This window comes from Gordonia sp. HS-NH1, assembly GCF_001418765.1.
Lineage (GTDB): Bacteria > Actinomycetota > Actinomycetes > Mycobacteriales > Mycobacteriaceae > Gordonia.
The window spans coordinates 158,532-184,323 of the sequence record NZ_LIYC01000005.1; the positions used below are offsets into that span (position 1 = coordinate 158,532).

Consider the following 25,792-nt stretch of genomic DNA (forward strand, 5'->3'; position numbering starts at 1 on the left):
TGGCGGGGGCGAAGACGAGAACTCGGCGAAGGTGAGGTGATGGCGATGTTCCCCGCCCGTCGGGACTTCGAGCAGATGATCCTGCACACCGGCACCGGCATCCTCATCCACGAGGCGAGTTCGAAGAACATCCTGTGGGCCAACCCGGCCGCGTGCCGGATCTTCGGGTTCACCCTGGAGGAACTCAAGCCCCTCAAGGCACACCACATGAGCGCCCAGGAGCGTCAGTACCGTCGCGAGGTCGGCGTGGCATGGCTCCAGTCCGCGGTGGTGCACGGGTCGAGCCGCAAACAGTGGAAGTACCGCGCCAAGGACGGCACCGAGTTCCTCACCGATGCCCGCGCGACCCTGGTGCGCTGCGAGGACGGGCCGGTCGTGATGGTCGAGTTCCGCAACATCTCCGACGAGGTCGAGTTGCAGGAAGAACTGACCTGGGTGTCGGAGTCGTTGCAGCGCATCATGACCCACACGTCGGCCGGGATCGTCGTGCTCGACGACGACAACTGCATCGACGACATCTCCCCACTGGCCGCCAAGCTGTTCAGCCGCACCCCCGCGGAGCTGTCGGGCGTCCATCTGGAAGACCTCGGCCGGTGTGAGCCCCGGCTGACCAGTGACCCTGTCATCGAACGGCTGACGGACGGAGCGGGCTCGGTCGAGATCCAACAGGAGATCATCAAGGACGACGGCAGCACCGTGTGGCTGGCCGGCGAACTCGAGATCGTCGCCCACGACGGCATCTCCTCGCGGGTCCTGACCGTGCGCGACGTGACCGACCGCGTCGAATGGGAACGCCGCAACGCCTACCAGGAGGCCAACCTCCAATATCTGAGCCGTTACCACGCGATGGGTGACATGGCGATGATCCTGGCCCACGAGCTCGGTCAACCGCTCGCGGCGTCGACCAACTACCTGAGCGGGCTCAAGGCCCGCGTCTCCGCCGACACCGTCGACGCCCGCAGCCTCGCCTACGGCATCGACCAGATCGAGAAGCAACTCCACCGCGCCGCCGACATCGTGGCCTCCGTCCGCCGCTACGTACGACGCATCGAGAGCACCTCGACGCTCATGGATCTCAACGAGACCGTCGAGGAGAGCCTGTACTTCGTGCGACTACGCGCGGCCGAGCAGGGCGTACGCGTGTACGCCGAGATCCCCGACCGCGACCTGCCGATCCAGGGCGAGAACGTGCTCATCGGACAGGTCATCATCAACCTGTGCGTCAACGCACTCGACGAGATCGTCCGTCCGACAACCGAGGTGAAGGAACTGACGATCCAGACCGGCGAGTCCGACGGACTGGCCTCGGTGTGGATCCGTGACCAGGGACGCGGCATGACGGGCGCGCCCACCGATCGCCTCGCCTCCGGCGCGTTCTCGTCCAAGCAGGACGGTTCCGGAATCGGGCTCATCATCTCCGAGCACATCGTCGAGCGCCACGGCGGGACGATCCGGTACCTGCCGAACGAACCGTCGGGCACCACCGTCCAGGTGACTCTCCCCCTCGCGACGATCGCCGAGGACGGCGCCGGCCACTCCCCGGCTCCCGCGTCGCCGTTTCCGTCCCGCTGATTGAATCCAATCAGCGGGACGGAAACGAGGCCGCGCGAATTAGCCCCGGCTAGGCGTTCGCGTTGGCGAACGAGTCCAGGCTGCTCGTGGCGTCGATGTACTCGGTCACCCACCGCTCGATCACCGCAGAGGTCTTCTCGACCTTGCGGAACTGCCCGACCACCTGCCCGACCGGGTTGAAGGCGACGTCGATGCTCTCGTCGGGGTACTTGTGCGTCGCGGCCACCGCCATCCCGGAGACCATGTACTGCAACGGCATCCCCAGCGGATCGGGATTCTTCGGATCCTCCCAGGCCTCGGTCCAGTCGTTGCGCAGCATGCGGCACGGCTTGCCGGTGAACGATCGGCTCCGTACGGTGTCCCGGCTGGAGGCGTCGATGTAGGTCTGCTGCTGGACCGGGGTGTTCTCAGCCTCCTCGACCATCAGCCACTGCGATCCGGTCCACGCGCCCTGCGCCCCGAGGGCCAGCGCCGCCGCGATCTGCTCACCGCTGCCGATGCCACCGGCGGCCAGAACCGGAACCGGCGCAACCTCTTTGACGACCTGCGGCCAGAGCACGATGGAGCCGACCTCGCCGCAGTGACCGCCGCCCTCGCCGCCCTGGGCGATGATGATGTCGACACCCGCATCGGCGTGCTTGCGGGCCTGCTTCGGCGATCCGCACAGCGCGGCGACCTTGCGGCCGGCGGACTGGATCTTCTCGATCATGTCGGCGGGTGGCGTCCCGAGGGCGTTCGCGATCAGGGTGACCTTGGGGTGCTGGAGCGCGATCTCGACCTGCGGCGTGGCAGTGGCCTCGGTCCAACCGAGAAGCTGCAGGGAGTTGTCACTGTCCTCGTTGAGCGGCACGCCGTGGTCACGCAGGAGCTTGCGTCCGAAGTCGAGGGTCTCCGCCGGCACCATCGACTGCAACATCTTGGTGAGTTCCTCGCCCGACATGTTCGAGTCCATGCCCTCGTACTTGTTCGGGATGACGATGTCGACGCCGTAGGGACGGTCGCCGATGTGCTCGTCGATCCAGTTGAGCTCGATCTCGAGCTCCTCGGGGGTGAAGCCAACCGCGCCGAGCACTCCGAAACCGCCCGCCTTGCTCACCGCGACCACCACGTCCCGGCAGTGGGTGAACGCGAAGATCGGGAACTCGATACCGAGCTCGTCGCAGATCGGGGTGTGCATGGAGGACTCCTCGCCCGTCAGAAGAACAACCAAAATTAGAACGTGTTCTACTCTCAATACCAGGCGAGGCGGTCACGGACAAGCAATCGGGGAGAACTCGGGTCCCGGCGCCGGGAGCGAAGCGAGCGGGCCGAATCGACCCGGCGCCGGGAGCGAAGCGAGCGGGCCGAATCTAACCGGTCACTGCCCGTAGGGCTGCCTCGCCGTCTCCGGGCTGCCGTAGGTGATGGCGCGCTCCCGCCGAGTGTCGGTGAGCAGCGTTGCGCCCCACGTCATGACGGTCCCCATCCGGTTGCGGACACCCGCCAGGAAGGCGATGTGGATGACGCCCCAGGCCACCCAGCCGAGGAACCCCGACAGCTGGAGCGGGCCGGACTGGACGATCGCGTGGCGGCGGGCGATGTAGGCCGCGGTACCCAGATCGCGGTATCTGAACGGACTTCTTTCCTGTTGCCCTGCAACGGTTTCCGCGATCACCGCCCCGGCGTGCCGGCCGCCCTGCATCGCCACCTCGGCGACCCCGGGCAGGTCTCGGTAGGAACTCATGTCGCCGCAGACGAAGATGTCGGGATGGCCCGGGACCGAGAGATCGTCCTCGACCGGTATCCGCCCGCCGTGGTCCTGTTCGACACCCAGCGACCGGGCGAGTGTGGTGGCGAAGGGGACGGCCTCGACGCCCGTCGTCCACAGCGTCGTGCGCGCCGGGTAGACGTTCTTGGTCCCGTCGGCCTTGCGGGTCGTCTCGACGTGGTCCTCTCCGACCCCGGTGACGTGCACGCCGAGGTGGGTCTCGACGCCGAGGTTGTCGAGCGTGCGCTGGGCGCTGGCCGAGAGCCGCGTCGAGAACGACGGCAGCACGCGGTCGCCGCCGTGGAGCAGCAGCACCCGCGCCTGCGCCGGATCGATCGCGTCGAACTCGCGCTCGAGCGCCAGGGTCGCGACCTCCCGGATCTGTCCGGCGAGCTCGACGCCGGTCGGGCCGCCGCCCGCCACCGCGAAGGTGAGCCACGACCGCTGCTCCTCCGGGTCGGTGATCGTCTCGGCCATCTCGAACGCGGCCATGATCTTGCGGCGGATCGACAGCGCGTCATCGAGCGTCTTCATCCCGGGCGCGAACTCCGCGAACGTCTCGTTGCCGCGGTAGGCGGTGCGCATGCCGGCGCCGACCACGAGGTAGTCGTAGCCGAGACGGAACGACGACCCGTCGATGCGGTCGACCGTCAGCTCGTGACCCTCGACGTCGATGGCCGACGCCTCGCCGAGGACGACGTCGAGGTTCTTGTGCCGACGGGTCAGATGCCGAACCGGGCTGGAGATCGCGCCCTCGGACAACAGACCGGTGGCGCACTGGTACAGCAGCGGCTGGAACAGATGGCTGGTCCCGCGGTCGACGATGGTGACGTCGACCGGCTCGTTCTTGAGCCTGCGGGCGCAGTGCATACCCGCGAATCCGGCACCGATCACAACAACTCTGGGTCTCGAGGGGGCCATTCGACCGATTGTTCCAGACATTTCGCGGTTCTCGGCGGGTGTTTACCGCCTCTACGGACGGGTATGCCTCGCGACGTGGAAGCCAAAGTCTCCTTGACCGTGAACGGTGCCGAACACGACGTCGTCGTGGACACGCGAACAACACTGCTCGACGGTCTGCGTGACCGGCTGGGCATCTTCTCGCCCAAGAAGGGATGCGATCACGGCCAGTGCGGTTCGTGCACCGTGCTGGTCGACGGCAGGCGCATCGTCAGTTGCCTGTCCTTCGCCGTCTCCTACGAGGGCAGCGACATCGTCACCGCCGAGGGCCTGGGCGACGGTGACGAGCTACACGACATGCAGCAGGCGTTCATCGACGAGGACGCCTTCCAGTGCGGCTACTGCACCCCCGGCCAGTTGTGCTCGGCCATCGGGATGCTCGACGAGGCGAAACAGGGGTATCCCAGCCACGTCACCGAGGACCTCGACCCGTCGTCGAGCGGCGACGCGAGTCCGCTGGCCGACGACGAGATCCGGGAACGGATGAGCGGCAACCTCTGCCGATGCGCGGCGTACCCGAACATCCTCGCGGCGATCCGACAGGCGGCCGATCGATGATCCCGTTCACCTACGAGCGTGCGACCGACGTCCTCGCCGCCGTGGACTTCCTGCGGGATCACGACGGCGCGAAGCTGATCGCCGGCGGCACCAACCTGGTCGACCACATGAAGCTGGGCGTCGCCGACCCGCCGGCACTGCTCGACATCTCCCGCCTGCCGCTCGACGACATCACCGAACGCCCCGACGGCTCGCTCCGGCTCGGCGCCACCGCCCGCAACGCCGACACCGCCGCCCATCCCCTTGTCCGGCGCCGCTACCCCGTCCTGGCCCGCGCCCTGCTCTCGGGCGCCTCGCCGCAGTTGCGCAACCTCGCGACCAATGCGGGAAACCTGTTGCAGCGCACCAGATGCGTCTACTTCCAGGACGTCACGACCCCGTGCAACAAGCGGACGCCGGGCTCGGGCTGCTCGGCCGTCGGCGGATACACGCGGTATCACGCCATCCTGGGTGCATCCGAGACCTGCGTCGCGACCCACCCCTCCGACATGGCGGTGGCCCTCACCGCCCTCGACGCGCGCATCGTCGTGCAAGGCCCCGACGGCGAGCGCGTGGTGGACATCGGTGACTTCTACCGGCTCCCGGGTGAGCATCCCGAGCGCGACACGGTGCTCGAGCCGCACGATGTCATCGTGGCCATCGACGTGCCACCGCCCCTGCCGGACTCGTCGTCGACCTACCGCAAGGTGCGCGACCGTGCGTCGTACGCCTTCGCGCTCGTGTCCGTCGGGGCCGAGGTGAGCATGGACGGTGACGCCATCGGCGCAACGCGGATCGCGTTCGGCGGTGTCGCGCACAAGCCCTGGCGGGCCGCGCGGGCCGAAGAGGTGCTGCGTGGTCAGCGACCGTCGACCGAATTGTTCGCCGCGGCAGCCGATGCCGAACTCGGCGAGGCCCGTGCACTCGAGGGCAACGAGTTCAAGGTGCACCTCGCCCGCCGCACCCTGATCGCCACCCTGCGGGAGCTGAGCACTCGATGACCGCGATCGGTACCTCCCACGCCCGCATCGACGGCGCCGACAAGGTGCGCGGCACCGCGCCGTATGCCTACGAGCACCTCACCGAGGCCGCGTACCTGTGGCCGATCACCGCGACCATCGCGCGCGGACGCATCGCCGGATTTGACACGGCCGCAGCCGAATCGACGCCCGGTGTGCTGTACGTACTCACACCCGAGAATGCACCGGAACTGGCCGACACCTCGAGCGGCGACCTCACGATCCTGCAGTCGCCCGAAATCGCCTACCGCGGGCAGCTGATCGGCGCCGTCGTCGCGGAGAGTCCCGAGACGGCACGCGAAGCCGCCTCGGCGGTGACCGTCACCTACGACGAGGACGCCCACGACACCGAGTTCCGCGTCGATCACCCCGACAGCTACCGGCCCGAACAGGTCAACGGCGGGTTCGAGCCCACCTCACAGGACGGCGACCCCGATCGAATCCTGGACGAGGCGGCCAGTACCACCGGCGGGGACACGGTCACGGTCGACCAGTGGTACTCCACCCCGGAGGAGCACAACAACCCGATGGAGCCGCACACCGTGGTGGCCACCTGGGATGCGGATGCCGCTGTCCTCACGCTCTACGATTCGACCCAGTCGACTCAGGGCGTGGTGTCCTCGCTGGCGCCGGTGCTGGGTCTCGAACCCGAGCAGATGAGGGTGATGGCGCCGCACGTCGGCGGTGGATTCGGGTCGAAGGGCTCGCCGCACTCGCACGACGTGCTCGCGGCCATGGCGGCCATGCGCCTGCCCGGTCGTCCGGTGAAGTTCGCGGTGACCCGGCAGCACATGTTCGTCTTCGTCGGACACCGCGCGCCCACCCGATCCCGTCTGCGGCTGGCCGCCGATCGGGACGGCCACATCACCGCGATGGTGCACGAGGCATTCACCCACAGCGCACATGCCGGGGAGTTCGCCGAGCAGGCCGCGGTCACCTCACGATCGATGTACTCGGCCGACCATCGGCGGACCGATCACCACGTCGTCCCCCTCGATGTCCCGGTCCCGTTCTGGATGCGTGCGCCCGGCGAGGCTCCGGGGATGTTCGCCGGCGAGGTCGCCATGGACGAACTGGCACATGCCCTCGACCTCGATCCGATCGAGTTGCGAGTGCGCAACGAACCGCCCGAGGACCCCGAGACGGGCAACCCGTGGTCGTCGCGGCGGCTACTCGACTGTTTCCGCGAGGGAGCCCGACGATTCGGCTGGGAGCGGCGTGTGGCGGAGCCGGCGGCCCGCCGGAACGGTCGGCAGCTGGTCGGCCTGGGGGTCGCGTCGTCGACCTATCCCCACATGGTGCAGCCGGGCAACGCGGCGTCGATCACCCATCGCGACGGGCGGTACACGGTCCGGATCGCCGCCACCGACATCGGCACCGGTGCGTGGACGACCCTGAAGATCATCGCCGCCGACGCGCTCGACGTACCCACCGACGTCGTCGACATCGAGATCGGCGACAGCGCGCTGCCCAGCGCGACCGTCGCCGGCGGTTCGTCGGGCACCTCGTCCTGGGGATCGGCCATCGTCACCGCCGCGCATCAGTTCCGTGCACGTTTCGGCGACGATCCGCCTCCGGACGCCGAACTCAGCGCGGAGGCGGCGGACAACCCCGATCTCGAGAAGTTCACCGTGGCCTCGTTCGGCGCGCACTTCGTCGAGGTCGGCGTCGACATCGACACCGGGGAGATCCGCATCCCGCGCATGCTCGGGGTGTTCTCCATCGGCCGCGCCATCAACCCGCGCACCGTCCGTTCGCAACTCATCGGCGGCATGACCTTCGGTATCTCGATGGCGTTGCATGAGGAGAGCGTCCGCGATCACCGGTTCGGACACGTGGTCACGCAGGATCTCGCCGAGTACCACATTCCCGTGCACGCCGACATCGCCGACGTCGACGCGATCTGCCTCGACGACCGCGACGAGCACGCCACCCCGATGGGTTCGCGCGGTGCGGGCGAGATCGGGATCGTCGGCAGTGCCGCCGCGGTGGTCAACGCGATCTACAACGCCACCGGGGTACGGGTCCGGGACCTGCCGGCGCACCTCGACGATCTGCTCGGCGGACTGCCTTACCAGTAGTCGCTGCCCTGCGGTGCGGAGTCAGGCCGCGCCCGGATAGCTCGACCACCCCGGTACCGGCTGCTGGGCCGGCCACGGCTCGGTGTCGGCCATCGGCAGCCACTGCGGCATACCGTCCGGAGTCATTGCGGCGCACGCCTTCTGATCCGGGGTCGGCGTCGGATACAGGGCCGCGAAGTCGTAGCGGGAGGTGTACCAGCCGCCGAACACGTCGGCGCCGGGGGTCCGCTCGCCCCCGCGTGGTGCGGCCGCGGGATCGGTTCCCACGCGGCGGATGTCGATCTCAACCGGCCGCGGGGTGTCGTATCCGACGGTCCACTCGCCGTTCTGCTGCACCGACCGATACCCGTGACGGCACATCACGATTCGCGCCCAGCCGTTGTCGTCGACGCGGCGCAACCCCTGATAGAAGGCGGTGCCGACCTCGCGGCCCGAGGTCGACTGGATCGGGGGGTACGCCGTCACCATCTGGTCGATGTTCGACGGCGCGGCGTCGGCGAAACCGGGGTAGCCCCACCGCGCCGACCGTCCGGCGTTGGCGAGTTCGAAGGACTCGGTGAAGGCTCGGACGAAGGTGCCCTCGGCGGACTGTGGATCGAGGACACCGGTCGCGGTCCAGCGGAAGGTGGTGTCGAATCCGGGCGGCAGATGCGCGTCCTGCGCGGCGTGGGCCGGCGGTGTCCGCTCCGGTCCGTCGGGCCCGGTGGCGCATGCCGCGAGGCCGGCTCCCACGACGAGCGCGGCGAGAATCGCGGTGAGGCGTCGACGACGATCGTGCGCCACGGTGATCACCCGCTTCGACGAATAGCGCTCCGTTACCCGGCTATGTCTGCACCCTAGACATGGACGTCGTCCCACGTGGGATCACCGTGCACCGGAACGGCGACGAGAAGGTCTCGAAATGGGCACGCTGATCCCCGGTCAGGGCCGCTCGTCGATGTCCACGCCGGGCGCCAGATCCCCGCACTCGACGCGGGTCACCGCCCGGGACCGGAGATACACCTGAGCACCCACGTCACCATCGACCACACGCAGAGCCGGTCCGAAATGGTCGGCACCGATGTACACCGGGTGCCCCGGACTGCCGTCGAAGACCGCTCGCGCGAGAAGTGCGCGGTCACCCGATGCCGCGCCCAGAACGCGGGCTACGACGTCGGCGCCCGTGGCCGGGGTGTCGACCACGTGCACCGTCAGCCCCGCCGCGTCCGGTCGTGCCATCGCCCACCGCAGGGCCGCCGCCACCGTGGCGCCGACGCCGTCGGCCCAGTCCTCGACGATCAGCGTCTCGGCACCGGCCGGTGGTTCGACGACCGCGGCGCCCATGGCGACCGTCACCTCGGAACAACCGCCGTCGCGCAACGCCGCGACCGCCCGCTCGAGCCACTGGCCGTCGTGCGCGAGGATCTTCGGCATCCCGTACCTGGTCCCGGCTCCGGCGGCGAGTACCACACCGAGCACCCGTCCCGCGGGGTCGTCCGGGGGCGCTGTCCCGGTGACGTCGTCCATCGCCCCATCTTCCACGCGCCGTCAGCGACCACGCCTCCTAGGCTGGTCATCATGCGGCTCAACGAGATGGACGACGACGAAGCCCGTGCAGCACTGCGCAGCTGTTGCGCATCGACGGCCTGGGTCGAGCGCATGATGCTCGCGCGGCCCTTCGGCGATGTACCCGCTGTGCTCGATGCCGCCGATCGAGCACTGGCCGAGATCAGCGAGGACGACCTCGACGAGGCGCTCGCCGGGCATCCGCGGATCGGCGACCGGCCCGACAACGCCTCGTCGGCGCGCGAACAGTCCGGGGTGGCGGGCTCGTCGGCCTCGGTGCTCGCCGAGCTGAGAGACGCCAATGTCGCCTACGAGGCGCGGTTCGGGCACGTCTACCTGGTCTTCGCGAACGAGCGGCCCGCCGACGAGCTGCTCGCCATCCTCCGGACACGGATGACCAACGACGCCTCCACCGAACGCCGGGTACTGCGTGCGGAACTGGCGAAGATCAACCGCGCCCGCCTGCTCCGTATGCTGTCGACCGAGCACGCCGCCGACGAAGGGATTTCGAGATGACCGGTCTGTCCACGCACGTCCTCGACGCGGTGTCGGGTTCACCCGCCGTCGGCCTCGAGGTGTCCCTGCAGGATGCGTCGGGGACCGAATTGTCCAGCGGCAGCACTGATTCGGACGGTCGCATCACCGCAGTGAACACCGAGGCGCTCGTCCCCGGGATCTACCACCTCGTCTTCGACACCGGTAACTGGTTTGCCGACAACGACATCAAGGGTTTCTATCCCGAGATCGACGTCTGTTTCGAGATCGACGATCCCGGGCGACATCACCACGTACCGATCCTGTTGAGCCCCTTCGCCTACTCGACGTACCGGGGTAGCTGAACCGGCGGCGGGGCCAGGCGCCCCGCCGCCGATCTGCTCAGCGGATCTCGATCAGCAGATCCCCCGGCGCGACCTGCGTCACCTGTCCGATGGCGAGTCGGGTCACGGTGCCCGCGACCGGGGCGGTGATCGCCGCCTCCATCTTCATCGCCTCGATGGTGCCGATCGTCGCGCCGACGGCGACCTCGTCGCCGACGTCGACCGACAGCGACACGACGCCCGCGAACGGGGCACCGATGTGGTGCGGGTTGGAGCGGTCCGCCTTCTCCGCCGACGCGACAGCCGAGTCGACGGAGTGGTCGCGCACCGCGATCGGGCGCAGCTGACCGTTCAGGACGCACATGACGGTCCGCATGCCCTGCTCGTCCGGTTCGCTGACCGCCTCCAGCCCGATGAGCAGATCGACACCGGGTTCGAGTTCGACGCGGTGTTCCTCGCCGTAGCGCAGTCCGTAGAAGAACTGGTTGGCCGAGAGCCTCGACGTGTCACCGTAGGCCTCGTAGTGCTCCTCGAATTCCTTTGCCGGACCGGGGAAGAGCAGGTGGTTGAGCCGGACCTGACGGTCACGACCCGGCTTGTCGAGGATGGCCTCGTCGTCGGCGGACAGTGGGGTGACCTCGGGGGCCGGCGCGCGGCCCTGCAGCGCGAGGGTGCGCAGCGGTTCGGGCCAGCCACCGGGTGGGTCGCCCAGCTCGCCGCGCAGGAAGCCGATCACCGAGTCCGGGATGTCGTAGGACGCCGGGTCGGCCGCGAAGTCCGAGGCGGTGATGCCGCGGCCGACCAGCGCGAGCGCGAGGTCGCCGACGACCTTCGACGACGGGGTCACCTTGACCAGTCGGCCGAGCATCGAATCAGCGGCGGCGTACGCCTGCTCGACGGCCTCGAACCGGTTGCCCAGCCCGAGGGAGATGGCCTGCTGCCGCAGGTTCGACAGCTGCCCGCCCGGGATCTCGTGCGAGTAGACCCGCCCGGTCGGCGCCGGGAGACCGGACTCGAACGGCGAGTACACCTTTCGCAGCGCCTCCCAGTACGGCTCGAGGTCACACACCCGCGCGAGGTCGATGCCGCTGTCCCGCTCGGTGTGGGCGGTCGCGGCGACGATCGCCGACAGCGGCGGCTGGCTCGTGGTGCCCGCCAGCGCGGCACTGGCGCCGTCGACCGCGTCGGCCCCCGCCTGCCACGCGGCCATGTAGGTCGCCAGCTGTCCGCCCGGGGTGTCGTGGGTGTGCACGTGGATCGGCAGATCGAACTCACGCCGCAGCGCCGACACCAGGGTGGTCGCCGCGGGAGCGCGCAGCAGACCCGCCATGTCCTTGATCGCCAGGACGTGCGCGCCCGCCTCCACGATCTGTTCGGCCAGCCGCAGGTAGTAGTCGAGCGTGTAGAGGTCCTCGCCCGGGTCGGACAGATCGCCGGTGTAGCTCATCGCCACCTCGGCCACCGCCGTGCCGGTCTCGCGGACCGCGTCGATCGCGGGTCGCATCGCGTCGATGTTGTTGAGGGCGTCGAAGATCCGGAAGATGTCGATGCCGACGTCGGTCGCCTCGGACACGAACGCGGTCGTCACCTTGGTGGGATACGGCGTGTAGCCGACCGTGTTGGCGCCGCGCAACAGCATCTGCAGACAGATGTTGGGGATCGCCTCCCGCAACTGCGCCAGCCGATCCCACGGGTCTTCTTTCAGGAAGCGAAGCGCCACATCGTAGGTCGCCCCGCCCCAGCACTCGACGGACAGCAGTTCGGGGGTCAGCGCGGCCACGTACGGCGCCACGTTGAGCAGCCCGTTGGTGCGCACGCGAGTCGCGAGCAGCGATTGGTGCGCATCGCGGAACGTCGTGTCGGTGATGCCCAGCCGCGGGTTCTCGCGCAGGTCGCGCGCGAACCCCTCGGGTCCGAGCTCCAGCAGACGCTGCCGCGAGCCGTTCGGCGGCGAGGCGAGCACCGAACGCTCGACGGTCGGCAGCTTGTCGCGCGGGTACACCGTGGTGGGCCGCTCACCGTGCGGCTTGTTCACGGTGACGTCGGCCAGGTACGACAGGATCTTGGTACCGCGGTCGGCTGACGAACGCGAGGTCAGCAGACCGGGACGCTCGTCGATGAACGAGGTCGTGACGCGCCCGGCGCGGAAATCCGGATCGTCGAGCACCGCCTGCAGGAACGGGATGTTGGTCGCGACGCCACGGATTCGGAACTCGGCCACGGCGCGGCGCGCACGCCGCACCGCGGTCGGGAAATCCCGTCCGCGACAAGTCAGTTTGACGAGCATCGAGTCGAAGTGGCCACTCACCTCGGCGCCGAGGTTCGCACCGCCGTCGAGCCGGACGCCGGCACCGCCGGGGCTACGGTAGGCGGTGATGCGCCCGACATCGGGCCGGAAGCCGTTGGCGGGGTCCTCGGTGGTGATCCGGCACTGCAGCGCGGCACCGCGGATGCGGATCGTGTCCTGGGTCAGTCCGAGATCCGCCAGCGACTCCCCCGATGCGATGCGCAGCTGCGCGCTGACGAGGTCGACGTCGGTGATCTCCTCGGTCACCGTGTGCTCGACCTGGATACGCGGGTTCATCTCGATGAACACGTGGCGACCCTGTTCGTCGAGCAGGAACTCCACCGTGCCCGCGCACGAGTAGCCGATCGATCGCGCGAAAGCCACTGCGTCCGAGCAGATCTGCTCGCGCAACTCGTCGGAGAGGTTCGGTGCGGGCGCGAGCTCGATCACCTTCTGATGGCGGCGCTGCAGGCTGCAGTCGCGCTCGTAGAGGTGGATGACGTTGCCGTAGGTGTCGGCGAGGATCTGCACCTCGATGTGCCGCGGGTTGACCACGGCCTGCTCCAGGAACACCGTCGCGTCGCCGAACGCGGCCTCGGCCTCGCGCGACGCGGCCGCGATGGCCTCGGCGAGGTCGGCACGCTCGTCGACGCGGCGCATCCCCCGCCCGCCGCCACCCGCGACCGCCTTGACGAAGACCGGGAACTGCATGTCCTCCGCCGCGGCGAGCAACTCGTCGAGATCCGACGACGGCTCCGAGCTCGCGAGCACGGGGATCCCAGCCGCCTTCGCCGCGGCCACCGCGGTCGCCTTGTTGCCGGTCATCTCCAGGATCTCGGCGCTCGGGCCCACGAAGGTGATGCCCGCCTCCGCGCACGCGGCGGCGAGACCCTGGTTCTCCGACAGGAATCCGTAACCGGGGTAGATAGCATCGGCGCCACACCGGACCGCCGCGCTGACGACCTCGTCGACCGACAGGTAGGCCCGAACCGGATGTCCCGGCACCCCGATCTGGTAGGACTCGTCGGCCTTCAGCCGGTGCACCGAGTTGCGATCCTCGTACGGGAAGATCGCGACCGTGCGCGCGCCCAGTTCGTAGGCGGCGCGGAATGCGCGGATGGCGATCTCGCCGCGGTTGGCGACCAGAACCTTGTCGAACATCGTGGTGTTCTCTTTCTCTCACGCCTGCGCCGGTCCGGCGCGTGCTCAGCGACTCGCACAATCGCGGTGGAGATCGCGCGAACAAACTCCCGGCGGGCACGGATCGACGCGAATGTCCCGACGACGCCGACCCGTTTCCACGGGCAGTTCACGTCGTGATCCTACTCACCGAGACCGGCCGTTCGGCCACCCCCTCACACCGCCTTCGACCCCCTCGGAAACCGTGCTCCCCGACGCCGTCCACCGCGTCGGAAAGGCGGCGGCACGGCACTGTGACGCCTCGGGAAAGGTGATCGAAAACAATTGCCGCGCAATGTACGTGGCACTCATTGCCGCAGTGTTGAGAAATACTCTCCAGCAGGATTCGACAATGAGAGATCCGCAGCGTCGGGAATTCGCGAATGCCGATCGATCGCTCCGTCGGAATGCCGACCGATCGCTCTGTCACGGGCTCGCTTTGTCGGCCGACGGCGCACGGGATTAGCGTCGTCGGAACCACTCCGATCCGACCGGAAGGCGTTGCCGTGGGCTTCACCCGTTACGTCGCCTTGGGCGACTCGTTCACCGAGGGAGTCGGCGATCCGGACCCGGCCCGACCCAACGGGGTACGCGGGTGGGCCGACCGTGTCGCCGAACAACTCGCCGCCGCGGCGTCCGCCGAGGGCGGGGCGGGCTTCGGCTATGCGAACCTGGCCATCCGCGGCCGGTTGCTCGACGAGGTGCTCGCCCAGCAGATCGGTCCGGCGATCGCCCTGGAGCCCGACCTGGTCACCATCTACGCCGGCGGCAACGATCTCATGCGCCCGTCCCTCGACCTCGACGCGATGATCGCGCGGTACGACGAGGCCCTGCGCGACCTGACCGCGACGGGCGCCACCGTCGTCGTCTTCACCGCCTACGACACCGGATGGGCTCCGGTGTTCCGGATGCTGCGTGGACGGGTCGCCATCTACAACGAACTCGTCCGGGCGGTCGCCGAGAAGCACGGTGCACTGATCTGCGACTTCTGGCGGATGGCCGGTTATGACGACTACCGCATGTGGGACGCCGATCGCCTGCACATGTCGCCGCTCGGTCACGCACAGATGGCCGGCCGGGTCCTCGACCTGCTCGGCGTCGACCACCACATCACGCCCGAGACGATGGCCGCCGCCGCGGTCGCCACCCGGCGGGAGCAGCGGCGTCAGAACGCGGAGTGGGCGCGGACCTTTCTCGGCCCCTGGGTGGTGCGCCGCATCCGCGGCGTCTCGTCGGGCGACGGACTCACCCCGCGCTGGCCCCGTCCCGTCGGCCTGGCAGACCTCGCGTAGCCCGGACGCCGAGGCTTCCCGCCGGGTGCGAACGTCTGCACCCGCGGCCCGCCGGATATCCTGGTCGTTCGGAGGTGTGCACAATCGATGAGCGGAACCAGCGGGATGACGGCGTGACCAGCCGCACCGACGCCGACGGAACGACGGACAGCACTCCGGACCTCCCGCCCCCCGATCCCACCGCCGAGAAGCCCCACCCGCGGCTCGCGGTGGCCGTGCTCTGCCTCGCCGGCATCGTTGTCGCATTGATGCAGACGATCATCGTGCCGCTCATCCCTCAGCTCCCCGCGCTGCTGCACGCCGATGCCTCCGACACCACGTGGGCGATCACGATCACGCTGCTGCTCGGCGCGGTCGCCACCCCCATCGGCGGGCGGATCGGCGACATGTACGGCAAACGCCTCGCCATCCTGGTCAGTCTCGGCTTCGTCGCAGCGGGTTCCGTGGCCTGCGCGGTCGCGACGTCGCTCCCGCTGTTCATCATCGGCCGCGGTCTCCAGGGGCTGGGTTTCGGCATCGTCGCGCTCGGCATCAGCGTCATGCGCGACATCGTCCCGCCCCGCCACCTCGGCTCGTCGGTGGGAACGATGAGCGCCTCACTCGGCATCGGCGGTGCGCTCGGGCTCCCCGTCGCCGCCCTCATCGCCCAACACGTGAGCTGGCACGCCCTGTTCTGGTCGTGTGCGGGTGCCGCGACGCTGGCCGGTGTCGGCGTGGCCCTCACGGTCCGCTCCACCGCCAAGCCCTCCGGCGGCCGGTTCGACGCGCTCGGCGCCCTCGGTCTGACGGTGCTCCTCGTCTGTCTGCTGCTGCCGTTGTCCAAGGGCGCCGAGTGGGGATGGTCCGCTCCGCTGACGCTCGGCCTGTTCGCCGGCTTCCTCGTGTCGCTGGGCGTGTGGGTCCTCGTCGAACTCCGTCGCGACAGTCCGTTGATCGATCTCCGCATCCTGGGCAAGCGCCCGCTGCTGTTGACGAATCTGGCGTCGATCGCGACCGGTTTCGCCTTCTACGCGATGCAACTCATCCCGATCCAGTTGCTGATGGCCCCGACGAACAGCCCGGACGGCTTCGGGTACGACATGGTGCACGCGAGTCTCATCCTCGCGCCCAGCGGTCTGGTCATGTTCGTGTTCTCACACATCAGCGGTCGCATCAACGCCGTCTTCGGCGCCCGCATCTCCCTCGCCCTGGGCGCGGTCATCATCGGCATCGGCTACGTGATCTTCATCGTCGGGATCGCCGGCCCGTGGGACCTCACCTGGATCCACATGATGGTCATCGCCTGCTGCATCGGCGCCGGTCTCGGCATCGCCTACTCCGCGATGCCGGCGCTCATCATGCAGTCGGTCAGCGTCGAGCAGACCGGCGAGTCCAACGGCGTCAACGCCCTCATGCGGATCATCGGCACCTCGACGGCCGCCGCCGCGGTCGGCATGCTGCTGACGTGGTCGATGATCTCGGTTCCCGTCGCCGACGGCACCGCGATCGAGGTGCCGACCGCCGAGGGCTACCTGTGGGCGTCGGCCATCGCCCTCGTCATGAGTGCGATCGCCGCCGTGGTCGCCTTCGCGATTCCCGCGCACGGCCGCAGCACCGAGACCCCGGTCTGACGACCCGGTCACCTGTGGGCCGGGTCGCCGGCCCACGAGATGCGGACCGCACCGGATGCACGTAGCGTGACGCCGTGCTTCTCTCGACGTCGACTTCCGCGATCCGCTCCGACGGGCGCATCGGCCTCGTACGGTGGGAGCCACCCACCGCCGCATCCCGCCTCCTCGACAAGGCACGCTGATGGACCTCACCGCCGTCTCCCACTACCGGTTCGCGCGCACGCGGGATGAGGCGTTCCCCGCGCCCGGCGAACAGATCGTCGCCGGTGGCACCTGGGTGTTCTCCGAGCCGCAGCCGGCGACCACGGGACTAGTCGACCTGAGCGAGATGGGTTGGGCACCTGTCGAAGACCTGCCGGGAGGTGGTCTCCGGATCGCGGCCACCTGCACGATCGCCGAACTCGTCGCACTCCCCCCGCGCTCCGGCTTCGTGGCCCACCCGATGTTCGCGCAGTGCGCGAACGCACTGCTGGCGTCGTTCAAGATCTGGAACATGGCGACCGTCGGCGGCAACATCTGCCGGTCGTACGCGGCGGCGTCGATGGTCTCGCTGGCGGTCGGGCTCGACGCGACCGCCCACGTGTGGAGTCCCGATGGCACCGACCGCGATCTACCCGTCGCCGAGCTGGTCATCGGCAACGGCATCAACCTCCTGGCACCGGGAGAAGTCCTGCGCGCCATCGACTTCCCCGCCCACGCGTTACGCGCCCGCACCTCCGTGCGCAAGATCGCCCTCGCCGAGCTCGGTCGCTCGGGGGCCGTGGTGACCGGCCGGGTCGACGACGACGGCGCCGCCACCTTCGGGATCACCGCGGCCACCGAATGGCCGACCGTTCTGCGCTACACCGGGTTACCGACCCGCGACGCGCTGCACGACGACATCGTCTCGGCAAGTGGCTATTACACCGACGCGCTGGGTTCGGCCGACTGGCGCCGCGGCGTCTCGGCGGTGCTGGGCGAGGAGATCCGCACGGAGTTGTCGTCGGCGACGAACGGAATCAAGGACATGGGATTCGGAGCCGGCGCATGAGATTCGAGGTCAACGGAGAGTCGCTCGACGCCGAACCCGCTGCGGGACAGTGCCTTCGGATGCTGCTCCGCGAACACGCACACTACGAGGTCAAGAAGGGCTGCGACGCCGGCGACTGCGGGGCGTGTTCGGTGCTCGTCGACGGACAGCCCGTGCACTCCTGCATCTATCCCGCTCACCGCGCCGCCGGGAAGTCGGTGACGACGGTGGCCGGGCTCGGCACCCCCGACGACCTGCACCCCGTCCAGCAGTCCTTCGTCGACAACTTCGGATTCCAGTGCGGTTTCTGCACCGCCGGAATGATCGTGACCGCCTCCACCGTCACCGCCGAGCATCTCCCCGACCTGCCGCGGCGGATGAAGGGAAACCTCTGCCGCTGCACCGGTTACCGCTCCATCCGGGACGCGATCACCGCGGCCGCCACGGGCACCGCATCCCCCGCTGCGCCCGCGGAGCCCGCGCAACGGCCACTCGTGGGCGAGTCGGTCGCTCCGCTCGCCGCCCGGCGCGTGGTGACCGGAACCGAGCCGTACACCTTCGACGTCCCCACGCCCGGGACGTTGCACATCCACGTACTCGGTTCGCCGCACGCGCACGCACGGATCACCGCCATCGACACCACCGACGCCGCCGCGCTACCCGGCGTCGAGCTGATCTTCACCCACGAAAACGTCTCCACTCCGCGGTTTTCCACGGGACGCCACGAGAGCCGCCTCGAGGATCCCGACGACACACTCGTCTTCGACCCGGTGGTGCGATTCGTCGGTCAGCGGGTCGCCGCGGTGGTCGCGTCGTCCCCGGCCGTCGCCGACCAGGCCCTGGCGCTCATCGACGTCACCTACGAAGTTCTGCCCGCGGTCTTCGACCCGGAAGCGGCCAGAAGCCCCGGAGCCCCACTGCTGCACCCCGATCGCACTCCCGCCGACCGGGTCGCCGAGGCCCATCGCAACGTCATCGCCACCTTTCACGAGGGGTTCGGCGGCGACGTCGAGGCCGCACTCGCCGCATCGTCGGCGACTGTGCACGGCACCTGGTCCAGCGGGCGGGTCTCCCACGCCCAGTTGGAAACCCACGGGTCGATCGGGTGGTTCGACGAACACGGGCGCCTCGTCATCCGGACCAGCACCCAGGTCCCGTTCCTGGTCCGCAACGAGCTCGCGCTCCTCTTCGATCTGCCGCCGGAGCGTATCCGGGTCTTCAGCGCCCGGGTGGGCGGTGGGTTCGGCGGCAAGCAGGAGATGCTGACCGAGGACCTCGTCGCCCTGGCCGTACTCCGCACCGGCAAACCCTGCGCCTACGAGATGAGCCGCACCGACGAACTGACCCGGACCACGTACCGGCACCCGATGCGGGTCACCGTCGATGTCGGAGCCGACGCGGACGGCAGGCTCACCGGCCTGCGCGTGAACCTGTTGTCGGACACCGGCGCCTACGGCAACCACGCGATCGGCGTGATGTTCCACGCGTGCGCGGAATCGGTGTCGGTGTACAACTGCCCGATGAAGCGCCTCGACGCGGAGGTCGTCTACACCAACAACCCGCCGTCCGGCGCGTTCCGGGGTTACGGCCTCGGCCAGGTGGTCTTCGCCGTGGAGAGCGCGATGGACGAACTCGCGATCGAACTCGGCATCGACCCGTTCGAGTTCCGACGCCGCAACGCCGTCGCCGACGGCGATCCCCTCCTCATCGCACGCGCCGAACCCGAGGTCGACCTGGTCTACGGCAGCTATGGACTCGACCAGTGTCTCGATCTGGCCGAGCGTGCATTGCACGCCGGCAACGGGGTCGAGGCACCGTCGGGGGACCGCTGGCGCGTCGGCGAGGGCATGGCCATCGCCGCGATCGCCACCATGGCCCCCCGCGGGCACTTCGCCGACGTCACCGTCGCGGTCGACGCCGCCGGCACGTACCACGTGGGCGTGGGCACCGCCGAGTTCGGCAACGGCACGACCACGGTCCACGCCCAGATCGTCGCCACCGCGCTGTCGACCGGACTCGACCGGGTCTCGCTGTGGCACGGCGACACCGATGCCGTCGTGCACGACACCGGGGCGTTCGCCTCGGCGGGCACGACCGTGGCCGGGAAGGCGCTGCACTCAGCATGTCTCGCGTTGCGTGACACCCTTGTCGACGCCGCGGCGCAGCTCACCGGAGCGGACCCGGCACAGGTCGGCCTCGGCGTGGAGGGCGCGCTCGTCGACGGCCGGATCGTCGGGTTCGCCGATCTCATCGGCGCTGTCGACCCGTCGAACCGGGTCGAGCACCCCGCGGGACCGCGCGCCGTCGCCGCGGGCGCCGAACGCGGGGAGATGCGGTCCATCGCGTTCAACGTGCAGGCCTTCCGCGTCGCGGTCGACACCGAGACCGGCACCGTCCGCATCCTGCAATCGGTGCACGCGGCCGACGCGGGCACCGTGATGAACCCCGAGCAATGTCGCGGCCAGGTGGAAGGTGGTGTCGCGCAAGGCATCGGCACCGCGCTCTACGAGGAGATCATGATCGACGAGGCCGGACGGCCGATCACGAACGTCTTCCGGGTGTACCGCGTCCCGCAGATGGCCGACATCCCCGTCACGGAGGTCTACTTCGCCGACACCAGCGACGAACTCGGCCCGTTCGGCGCCAAATCGATGAGCGAGTCACCGTACAACCCGGTCGCGCCGGCGCTCGCGAACGCCATCCGTCGCGCACTCGGGAGCCGGCCCGGTGAGACGCCGATGTCACGCGACCGCATCTGGCGACTCGCTCGGCAAGAGACCTGACCCCTTTTCGTTAGCAATGCGCATCGGTTTGCGCGGCAACGGCATCGAGTTCCGGCCCATGGTCACAATTCTGGGCCCGCTCTCGCCGAAACGGTTGCGGGGCGGCATGACTCGGAGGACACTCCCCCTGTACGTGTAGTCCACAGTCAAGGTTGTCCAGAGAAGGGCGTCGTCATGACTCACACCGCACCCACCCACGAGAACAACCGTCCATCCACCTCACAGAACATCGCCGCGGGGACCTCCATCGGCGCCGCGATCATCCTCATCGTCCTCGGTGTCATCCAACTCTTCCAGGGCATCGCCGCGGTCGCCGAGGACGAGGTCTTCGTCCGCGGCGTCGAGTATGTCTACAAGCTCGACTTCACCACATGGGGCTGGATTCACATCGCCCTCGGGGTCGTGATGGCCGGCGTCGGCATCGCACTCGTCACCGGCGCGACCTGGGCACGGTTCACCGCGATCGTGATCGCCGGTCTGTCGATCATCGCCAACTTCCTGTGGTTGCCCTACTACCCCTGGTGGTCGATCCTCATCATCGCTCTCGACATCGTGGTCATCTGGGCCGTCTCGACCTGGCAGCCGAAGGCCGAATACCGCTAGATCCCGACCCACGCTCCACCGTCGAGGCACCCCTCGGCGGTGGAGCGCGTTCTGTCAGCACCGGAACCCCAGACGATCAGCGGCCGGAAGGGCGGCGTCGAGATGACCACGGACACCAACGGACAGAGCGCGGAGCCGAGCGTCGGCATCACCGACTCCGAGCGCGCCGAACTCGAACGACTACGAGCCGAGGTCGCGCGCCTGCGCGACGCGGCCGGCACCGGGCCGGCCACCAAGACCCCCGACCCGACCCGGCGGAACCGGTGGCGCTGGTTCGCCGTCGCGGTCCTGTGCATCCTCGTCGCCGTACTCGCCATCACCTCGGTGACTTCGCGGTTCGTCCGTGGCGAGATCCTCGACACCGACCGCTACGTCAGCACCGTCGCTCCGCTCGCCTCGGATCCCGCAGTGCAAGCCGAGATCTCGAACACGATCACCGATGAGATCTTCAGTCGCATCGACGTCGAGGGACTCACCGCGGCGGCGCTGACGACCCTGACCGACGCGGTTCCGGCCACCGAGAACGCACCACGCGTCGATCGGGCGGTCGAGGGTCTCGCTCCCGTCCTGGCCGGCCAGGCCCGCGGCTTCGTGCAACAGACCGTGTCGTCGTTCGTCGCCGGCGATCAGTTCGAATCCCTGTGGCTGCAGGCGAATCGGGCCGCACACACCGCCCTTGTCGCGGTCGTGACCGGTGACGTCGGACCGTCGTCGGTGACCGTGGACGACTCCGGCACCGTCAGCATCTCGCTCGGTACCGTGATCGACAACGTCAAGGCACGCCTCCTCGACCGCGGCTTCACCTTCGCCGAGAAGATCCCCGCCGTCGACAAGCAGTTCGTCCTGTTCCGCTCACCCGAACTGGTCCGCGCCCAGCGTGCCGTCTCGGCACTCGACACCGCCGCCGACGTCCTGCCCTGGCTGACGATCGCGCTCGCCTTCGCCGCCGTGGCCGTCGCACCCCGCGGTCGGCGTCTGCGGGCCCTCTCGCTCGCCGGACTGTCACTCGTCCTCGCCATGCTCGTCCTCGCCATCGCGTTGCTGATCGGCCGAGCGCTCTATCTCGACGCGATGCCGCCCGACATCCTCGCCCCGGATGCCGCGGCCGCCACCATCGACACGGTGCTCGATCCGCTGCGGTTGGCGCTGCGTGCCGTGGCGGTCCTCGGGCTCGTGGTCGCCGTCGGGGCCTACCTGCTGGGCGGGTCCGCCTCGGCCACGGCCGTCCGGCGCGGATTCGGCCACGGACTCGACTCGGTGCAGCGGATACGACGCTCGCGGCCGCCGAATGCCTTCGAGGAGAGCCTGTTCCGCGCGCGAATCGCGTTGCGCAGCGCGATCATCGGCATCGCGGCGCTGCTGCTCGTCTTCTGGAGCTATCCGACCGGTCTGGTGGTCCTCCTCATCGCCGTCTTCGGACTCCTCGCACTCCTGATCCTCGAACTCGTGATCAGGCCGGCGAAGGACTGGGCCGCCAAGGATCGGAACGAGGAGTCCGATCCACCGGATCAGGAGACGCCCGGCGCGGCGACGCCGGCCGTCGAGACGGTATGAGTCAGGCGTCGGTCGCCGCCGAGGTCGCGCCGCCCACGACACGCAGATGGTGGGCGCGCGCGGCCATGGCGCTGGCCGTCGCCGCGATCCTGCTGCCGGTGGCCGCCGCCGGCCTCCTCCGCCTGCTGGGCCTCCTGGCGATCTGTGGTGTCTGTGCCGTCGTCATCGTCGCCGCGGTGTACTGGTTCCTCATCAGCCGTGGTGTCCTCCGCATCGTCTCGGCCGCTCTCGCGGTCCTGCCGGTGGCGGTTCTCGTGGTGTTCCTCCTTCGCGAGCGACAGCTCTGGGTCGTGATCGCCGCCGCGCTGCTGGCGGCCGCCGCGGTCGGATGCGGTCGGCGCGCGCTGCGGCCGTCCCGCATCGACTCCCTGATGCCCGAACACCCGGCGCCGGACGTCCACCGCCCGTTCATCATCATGAACCCGCGTTCGGGTGGCGGGAAGGTCGGCCGGTTCGACCTGCAGCGCAAAGCCGAGTCCCTGGGCGCCGAAGTCGCGCTGCTGAGCGGGCCCGTCGAGATCGACGTGGCCCAACTGGCCCGGGACGCAGTGGCCCGCGGGGCCGACCTGCTCGGGGTCGCCGGCGGCGACGGCACCCAGGCGCTCGTCGCGGGAGTGGCCGCCGAATCCGGGGTGCCCTTCCTGGTCGTCAGTGCCGGGACACGAAACCATTTCGCCCTCGATCTCGGACTCGACCGCCAGGATCCGGCGCGGTGCCTCGACGCACTGCGCGACGGCGTCGAGTTCCGCGTCGACCTCTGTCACATCAACGGTCGCCCCTTTGTCAACAACGCCTCGTTCGGCATCTACGCCGAGGTCGTGCAGAGCCCTCAGTACCGGGATGACAAGACGCGCACGGTGTTACGCATGCTCCCCGACCTCCTCGGGAGAGGATCGAGGTCCGGATTGCGTGCCGTCATCGGTGACGAGCCCGTCTCCGATCCCCAGGCGATCCTGGTCAGCAACGGCCCCTACGCCACCAACGACGTCGCCGGGCTCGGCCGCCGCACCCGCATCGACGAGGGACTCCTCGGGGTCGTCACCGTCTCGGTGTCCGACACCCGGCAGGCAGTCGGTCTGTTACGCCGCACGCACGACCGTGGACTGGTCCAGCGGACCGCCACCGAGGTGACCGTCGACGCCGACGCCGACGTCATCCCCGTCGGGGTCGACGGCGAATCGTTACAGCTCACGACGCCGGTGCGCTGCACCATCACACCCGGCGCACTCCGCGTGCGCGTTCCCCGGCACCGCCCCGAGACCCGGGTCGCGCCACCGCAACTGGACTGGCTCCAGCTGTGGTACCTCGCGTGGCATCCGCACCGCGCCTCCTGACCACAGCTGGAGCGGCGGAGCCTCAGCCGCGCAGCAACCCCTTGGCGACATGCGTCACCTGGATCTCGTTGCTGCCGGCATAGATCATGAGCGACTTCGCATCTCGCGCGAGCTGCTCCACCCGGTACTCGGCCATGTAACCGTTGCCGCCGAACAGCTGCACCGCCTCCATCGCGACATCGGTGGCCGCCTTGGACGAGTAGAGCTTCATCGCCGATGCCTCGGAGAGGCTGAGCGGCTTACCCGCCTTGCCGCGTTCGAGGGCACTGAAGAGCATGTTCTGCACGTTGATCCGGGCGACCTCCATCTCGGCGAGCTTGAGCTGGATGAGCTGGAACTGGGCGATCTCCTGACCCCACAGCTTCCGGTTCTTCGCGTAGTCGATCGACAGCCGTTGTGCCTCGTTGATGATGCCCAGCGACAGCGCGGCGATGCCGACGCGCTCCGCGGTGAAACCGGCCTTCGCGCCTTCGGATCCACGCGAATCCGAACCGGTGTCCTCCGTCTCGCCGAGCAGACGGTCCTTGCCGACGCGCACGTTGTCGAAGAACAACTCGCCCGTCGGCGAGCTCATCATGCCCATCTTCTTGAACGGCTTGCCCTGGATCAGGCCCGGCATTCCCTTGTCCAGGACGAACGACAGGACCTTGCGATCCCGCATCGGGATTCCGCTGCCGTCGTCGAGCTTGGCGAACACGACGATGGTGTCGGCGTAGGGGCCGTTGGTGATGAACGTCTTCTGTCCGTTGAGGATGTAGTCGTCACCGTCACGACGAACCGTTGTCTTCATGCCGCCGAGGGCATCCGACCCTGAGTCGGGTTCGGTGATCGCCCAGGCGCCGACCTTCTCCATCGTGACCAGTTCCGGCAGCCAGCGCTTCTTCTGGGCCAGCGTGCCCTTGCCGCGGATCGTCGAGGCGGTGAGCCCCATGCTCACGCCCAGAGATGCGACGAGGCCGAGGCACACACCCGCGAGCTCGATGTTGACCATCATGAACATCGATCCACCCATGCCGCCACCGTCGCCGGAGGACTTCTTCTCCCCCTTGGCTTCCGCCTCGAGTTCCTTCTCGAGCGCATCCTTGGCCATGGCGTCGACACCGAAGCTCGACAGCAGTTTGCGCGTGATGTCATAGGGCGGCAGGACGCCGGACTCGAGCTCGTCGAGATGTGGCCGGATCTCCTTGTCGATGAACGCCCGCAGGGCGTCCCGAACCATCAGATCTTCATCGGACCACTCGAACATCGTCACACTCCCAGACCGGTGTCCGCCCGGGGGCGAACATGTTTCAGTTTCGTCGTCCCCAACTGTGTCAGGAGTCACTGCCGATGTCTAGGTACGTGGTCGCGAATCTGTTCCTTTCACACGTCGGCGCAGGTGTACAGCGTCGCCGGGCGCACCTCGTGCGCGAAGAACCGTCCCGCATCGGTGCACAGCAGCGCCTGCGCCACCGGCATCGCCACCACCACACACCGATCGCCGTGGCGCGTCTGCGCGGCGCGCCAGGCGTGGACGCGGTCGACGAAATCGGAGACGCTCTCGCCCCCATGCGGCCGTGCTCCCGGGTCGGCGAACCACCCGCCGAGTTCGGCCGGATCGATGTCCTCCGGGGTACGGCCCGCCCACGTCCCGACGTCCAGGGTCCGCAGCGCGTCGTCGACGACGAGGTCTGGTGTCGAACCGAGCAACTCGGCGGTCTCCCGGGTCGAGACCTCCGGCCCGCAGGTGTCGACGGATCGGGTCACCGACGCGGCGAGCCGCAGGACGGATGAACGGCCGCGCTCGTCCAGGACCGGATCACCGCCGAATCGCACCGACCGATTCGGGCCGGTGCGACCGGCGGTGATGATGTCCATGTGAC

The 25,792-nt window shown here is 68.9% G+C and carries 20 protein-coding genes; 13 read left to right on the forward strand and 7 right to left on the reverse strand.

Features of this window, described 5'->3' with window-relative positions:
- The first annotated feature begins 45 nt into the window (after positions 1 to 45).
- Positions 46 to 1,572: a PAS domain S-box protein gene (locus AMD30_RS06390; protein ID WP_156354184.1), complete on the forward strand. Its 1,527-nt coding sequence runs from the start codon at positions 46 to 48 to the stop codon at positions 1,570 to 1,572.
- Positions 1,573 to 1,621: 49 nt separating this feature from the next.
- On the opposite strand, the gene AMD30_RS06395 is transcribed toward AMD30_RS06390, so the two are convergent.
- Positions 1,622 to 2,749 (reverse strand): nitronate monooxygenase, encoded by a 1,128-nt coding sequence (locus AMD30_RS06395; protein ID WP_055475085.1) that lies wholly within the window; start codon positions 2,747 to 2,749, stop codon positions 1,622 to 1,624.
- A gap of 180 nt (positions 2,750 to 2,929) precedes the next feature.
- Positions 2,930 to 4,240 (reverse strand): NAD(P)/FAD-dependent oxidoreductase, encoded by a 1,311-nt coding sequence (locus tag AMD30_RS06400; protein WP_055475086.1) that lies wholly within the window; start codon positions 4,238 to 4,240, stop codon positions 2,930 to 2,932.
- Positions 4,241 to 4,315: 75 nt separating this feature from the next.
- Between AMD30_RS06400 and AMD30_RS06405 the strand changes: the two genes are divergently transcribed.
- Genes AMD30_RS06405 through AMD30_RS06415 form a run of 3 tightly spaced genes read left to right on the forward strand, consistent with a single transcriptional unit; the run spans position 4,316 to position 7,916 of the window.
- Entirely contained in the window at positions 4,316 to 4,837 is a 522-nt protein-coding gene (locus tag AMD30_RS06405) for a 2Fe-2S iron-sulfur cluster-binding protein (protein WP_055475121.1), read from the forward strand.
- Complete coding sequence (locus AMD30_RS06410; protein ID WP_055475087.1) at positions 4,834 to 5,817, forward strand: FAD binding domain-containing protein; 984 nt, start codon at positions 4,834 to 4,836, stop codon at positions 5,815 to 5,817. The genes AMD30_RS06405 and AMD30_RS06410 overlap by 4 nt, the downstream gene beginning before the upstream one ends.
- A complete protein-coding gene (locus AMD30_RS06415) occupies positions 5,814 to 7,916 on the forward strand; it encodes a xanthine dehydrogenase family protein molybdopterin-binding subunit (protein ID WP_055475088.1) in 2,103 nt (700 codons plus the stop codon). The genes AMD30_RS06410 and AMD30_RS06415 overlap by 4 nt, the downstream gene beginning before the upstream one ends.
- 21 nt (positions 7,917 to 7,937) lie before the next feature.
- Here the strand turns inward: AMD30_RS06415 and AMD30_RS06420 are convergent, their stop codons facing one another.
- Both AMD30_RS06420 and AMD30_RS06425 read right to left on the reverse strand, forming a co-directional pair.
- Positions 7,938 to 8,708 (reverse strand): hypothetical protein, encoded by a 771-nt coding sequence (locus AMD30_RS06420; RefSeq protein WP_055475089.1) that lies wholly within the window; start codon positions 8,706 to 8,708, stop codon positions 7,938 to 7,940.
- A 129-nt stretch (positions 8,709 to 8,837) separates the two neighbouring features.
- Positions 8,838 to 9,422 (reverse strand): nucleotidyltransferase family protein, encoded by a 585-nt coding sequence (locus tag AMD30_RS06425; protein WP_055475090.1) that lies wholly within the window; start codon positions 9,420 to 9,422, stop codon positions 8,838 to 8,840.
- Between the two features lie 51 nt (positions 9,423 to 9,473).
- Here AMD30_RS06425 and uraD point away from each other — a divergent pair, with 51 nt between their 5' ends.
- Together uraD and uraH are read left to right on the forward strand one after the other, a co-directional pair.
- The gene (gene uraD, locus AMD30_RS06430) at positions 9,474 to 9,977 is read left to right on the forward strand and encodes a 2-oxo-4-hydroxy-4-carboxy-5-ureidoimidazoline decarboxylase (protein ID WP_055475091.1); all 504 of its coding nucleotides are present in this window, start codon (positions 9,474 to 9,476) and stop codon (positions 9,975 to 9,977) included.
- Positions 9,974 to 10,300 (forward strand): hydroxyisourate hydrolase, encoded by a 327-nt coding sequence (uraH, locus tag AMD30_RS06435; protein WP_055475092.1) that lies wholly within the window; start codon positions 9,974 to 9,976, stop codon positions 10,298 to 10,300. Before uraD ends, uraH begins: the two co-directional genes overlap by 4 nt.
- A 37-nt stretch (positions 10,301 to 10,337) precedes the next feature.
- Here uraH and AMD30_RS06440 read toward each other — a convergent pair whose 3' ends face one another.
- Positions 10,338 to 13,727 carry a pyruvate carboxylase gene (locus tag AMD30_RS06440; RefSeq protein ID WP_055475093.1) on the reverse strand — a complete coding sequence of 1,130 codons (3,390 nt, stop codon included), beginning with the start codon at positions 13,725 to 13,727 and terminating at the stop codon, positions 10,338 to 10,340.
- A 524-nt stretch (positions 13,728 to 14,251) separates the two neighbouring features.
- Between AMD30_RS06440 and AMD30_RS06445 the strand changes: the two genes are divergently transcribed.
- The 7 genes from AMD30_RS06445 (at position 14,252) to AMD30_RS06475 (ending at position 23,930) form a co-directional block, all read left to right on the forward strand.
- Complete coding sequence (locus AMD30_RS06445) at positions 14,252 to 15,037, forward strand: SGNH/GDSL hydrolase family protein (RefSeq protein ID WP_055475094.1); 786 nt, start codon at positions 14,252 to 14,254, stop codon at positions 15,035 to 15,037.
- Positions 15,038 to 15,150: 113 nt separating this feature from the next.
- Complete coding sequence (locus tag AMD30_RS06450; protein WP_055475095.1) at positions 15,151 to 16,647, forward strand: MFS transporter; 1,497 nt, start codon at positions 15,151 to 15,153, stop codon at positions 16,645 to 16,647.
- 181 nt (positions 16,648 to 16,828) lie between these two features.
- The gene (locus AMD30_RS06455; RefSeq protein ID WP_055475096.1) at positions 16,829 to 17,677 is read left to right on the forward strand and encodes an FAD binding domain-containing protein; all 849 of its coding nucleotides are present in this window, start codon (positions 16,829 to 16,831) and stop codon (positions 17,675 to 17,677) included.
- Positions 17,674 to 20,439: a molybdopterin-dependent oxidoreductase gene (locus tag AMD30_RS06460; RefSeq protein ID WP_055475097.1), complete on the forward strand. Its 2,766-nt coding sequence runs from the start codon at positions 17,674 to 17,676 to the stop codon at positions 20,437 to 20,439. Before AMD30_RS06455 ends, AMD30_RS06460 begins: the two co-directional genes overlap by 4 nt.
- A gap of 174 nt (positions 20,440 to 20,613) precedes the next feature.
- On the forward strand, positions 20,614 to 21,042 hold the full coding sequence (locus tag AMD30_RS06465) for a DUF7144 family membrane protein (RefSeq protein WP_055475098.1): 429 nt from the start codon (positions 20,614 to 20,616) through the stop codon (positions 21,040 to 21,042).
- Positions 21,043 to 21,144: 102 nt separating this feature from the next.
- A complete protein-coding gene (locus AMD30_RS06470; protein ID WP_055475122.1) occupies positions 21,145 to 22,596 on the forward strand; it encodes a hypothetical protein in 1,452 nt (483 codons plus the stop codon).
- Entirely contained in the window at positions 22,593 to 23,930 is a 1,338-nt protein-coding gene (locus tag AMD30_RS06475; RefSeq protein ID WP_055475099.1) for a diacylglycerol/lipid kinase family protein, read from the forward strand. The genes AMD30_RS06470 and AMD30_RS06475 overlap by 4 nt, the downstream gene beginning before the upstream one ends.
- Positions 23,931 to 23,952: 22 nt before the next feature.
- Here the strand turns inward: AMD30_RS06475 and AMD30_RS06480 are convergent, their stop codons facing one another.
- Both AMD30_RS06480 and AMD30_RS06485 read right to left on the reverse strand, forming a co-directional pair.
- Complete coding sequence (locus AMD30_RS06480) at positions 23,953 to 25,176, reverse strand: acyl-CoA dehydrogenase family protein (protein ID WP_044507826.1); 1,224 nt, start codon at positions 25,174 to 25,176, stop codon at positions 23,953 to 23,955.
- A 116-nt stretch (positions 25,177 to 25,292) separates the two neighbouring features.
- Positions 25,293 to 25,787, reverse strand: a complete 495-nt coding sequence (locus AMD30_RS06485) for a histidine phosphatase family protein (protein WP_055475100.1) — start codon at positions 25,785 to 25,787, stop codon at positions 25,293 to 25,295.
- Positions 25,788 to 25,792 lie beyond the last annotated feature (5 nt).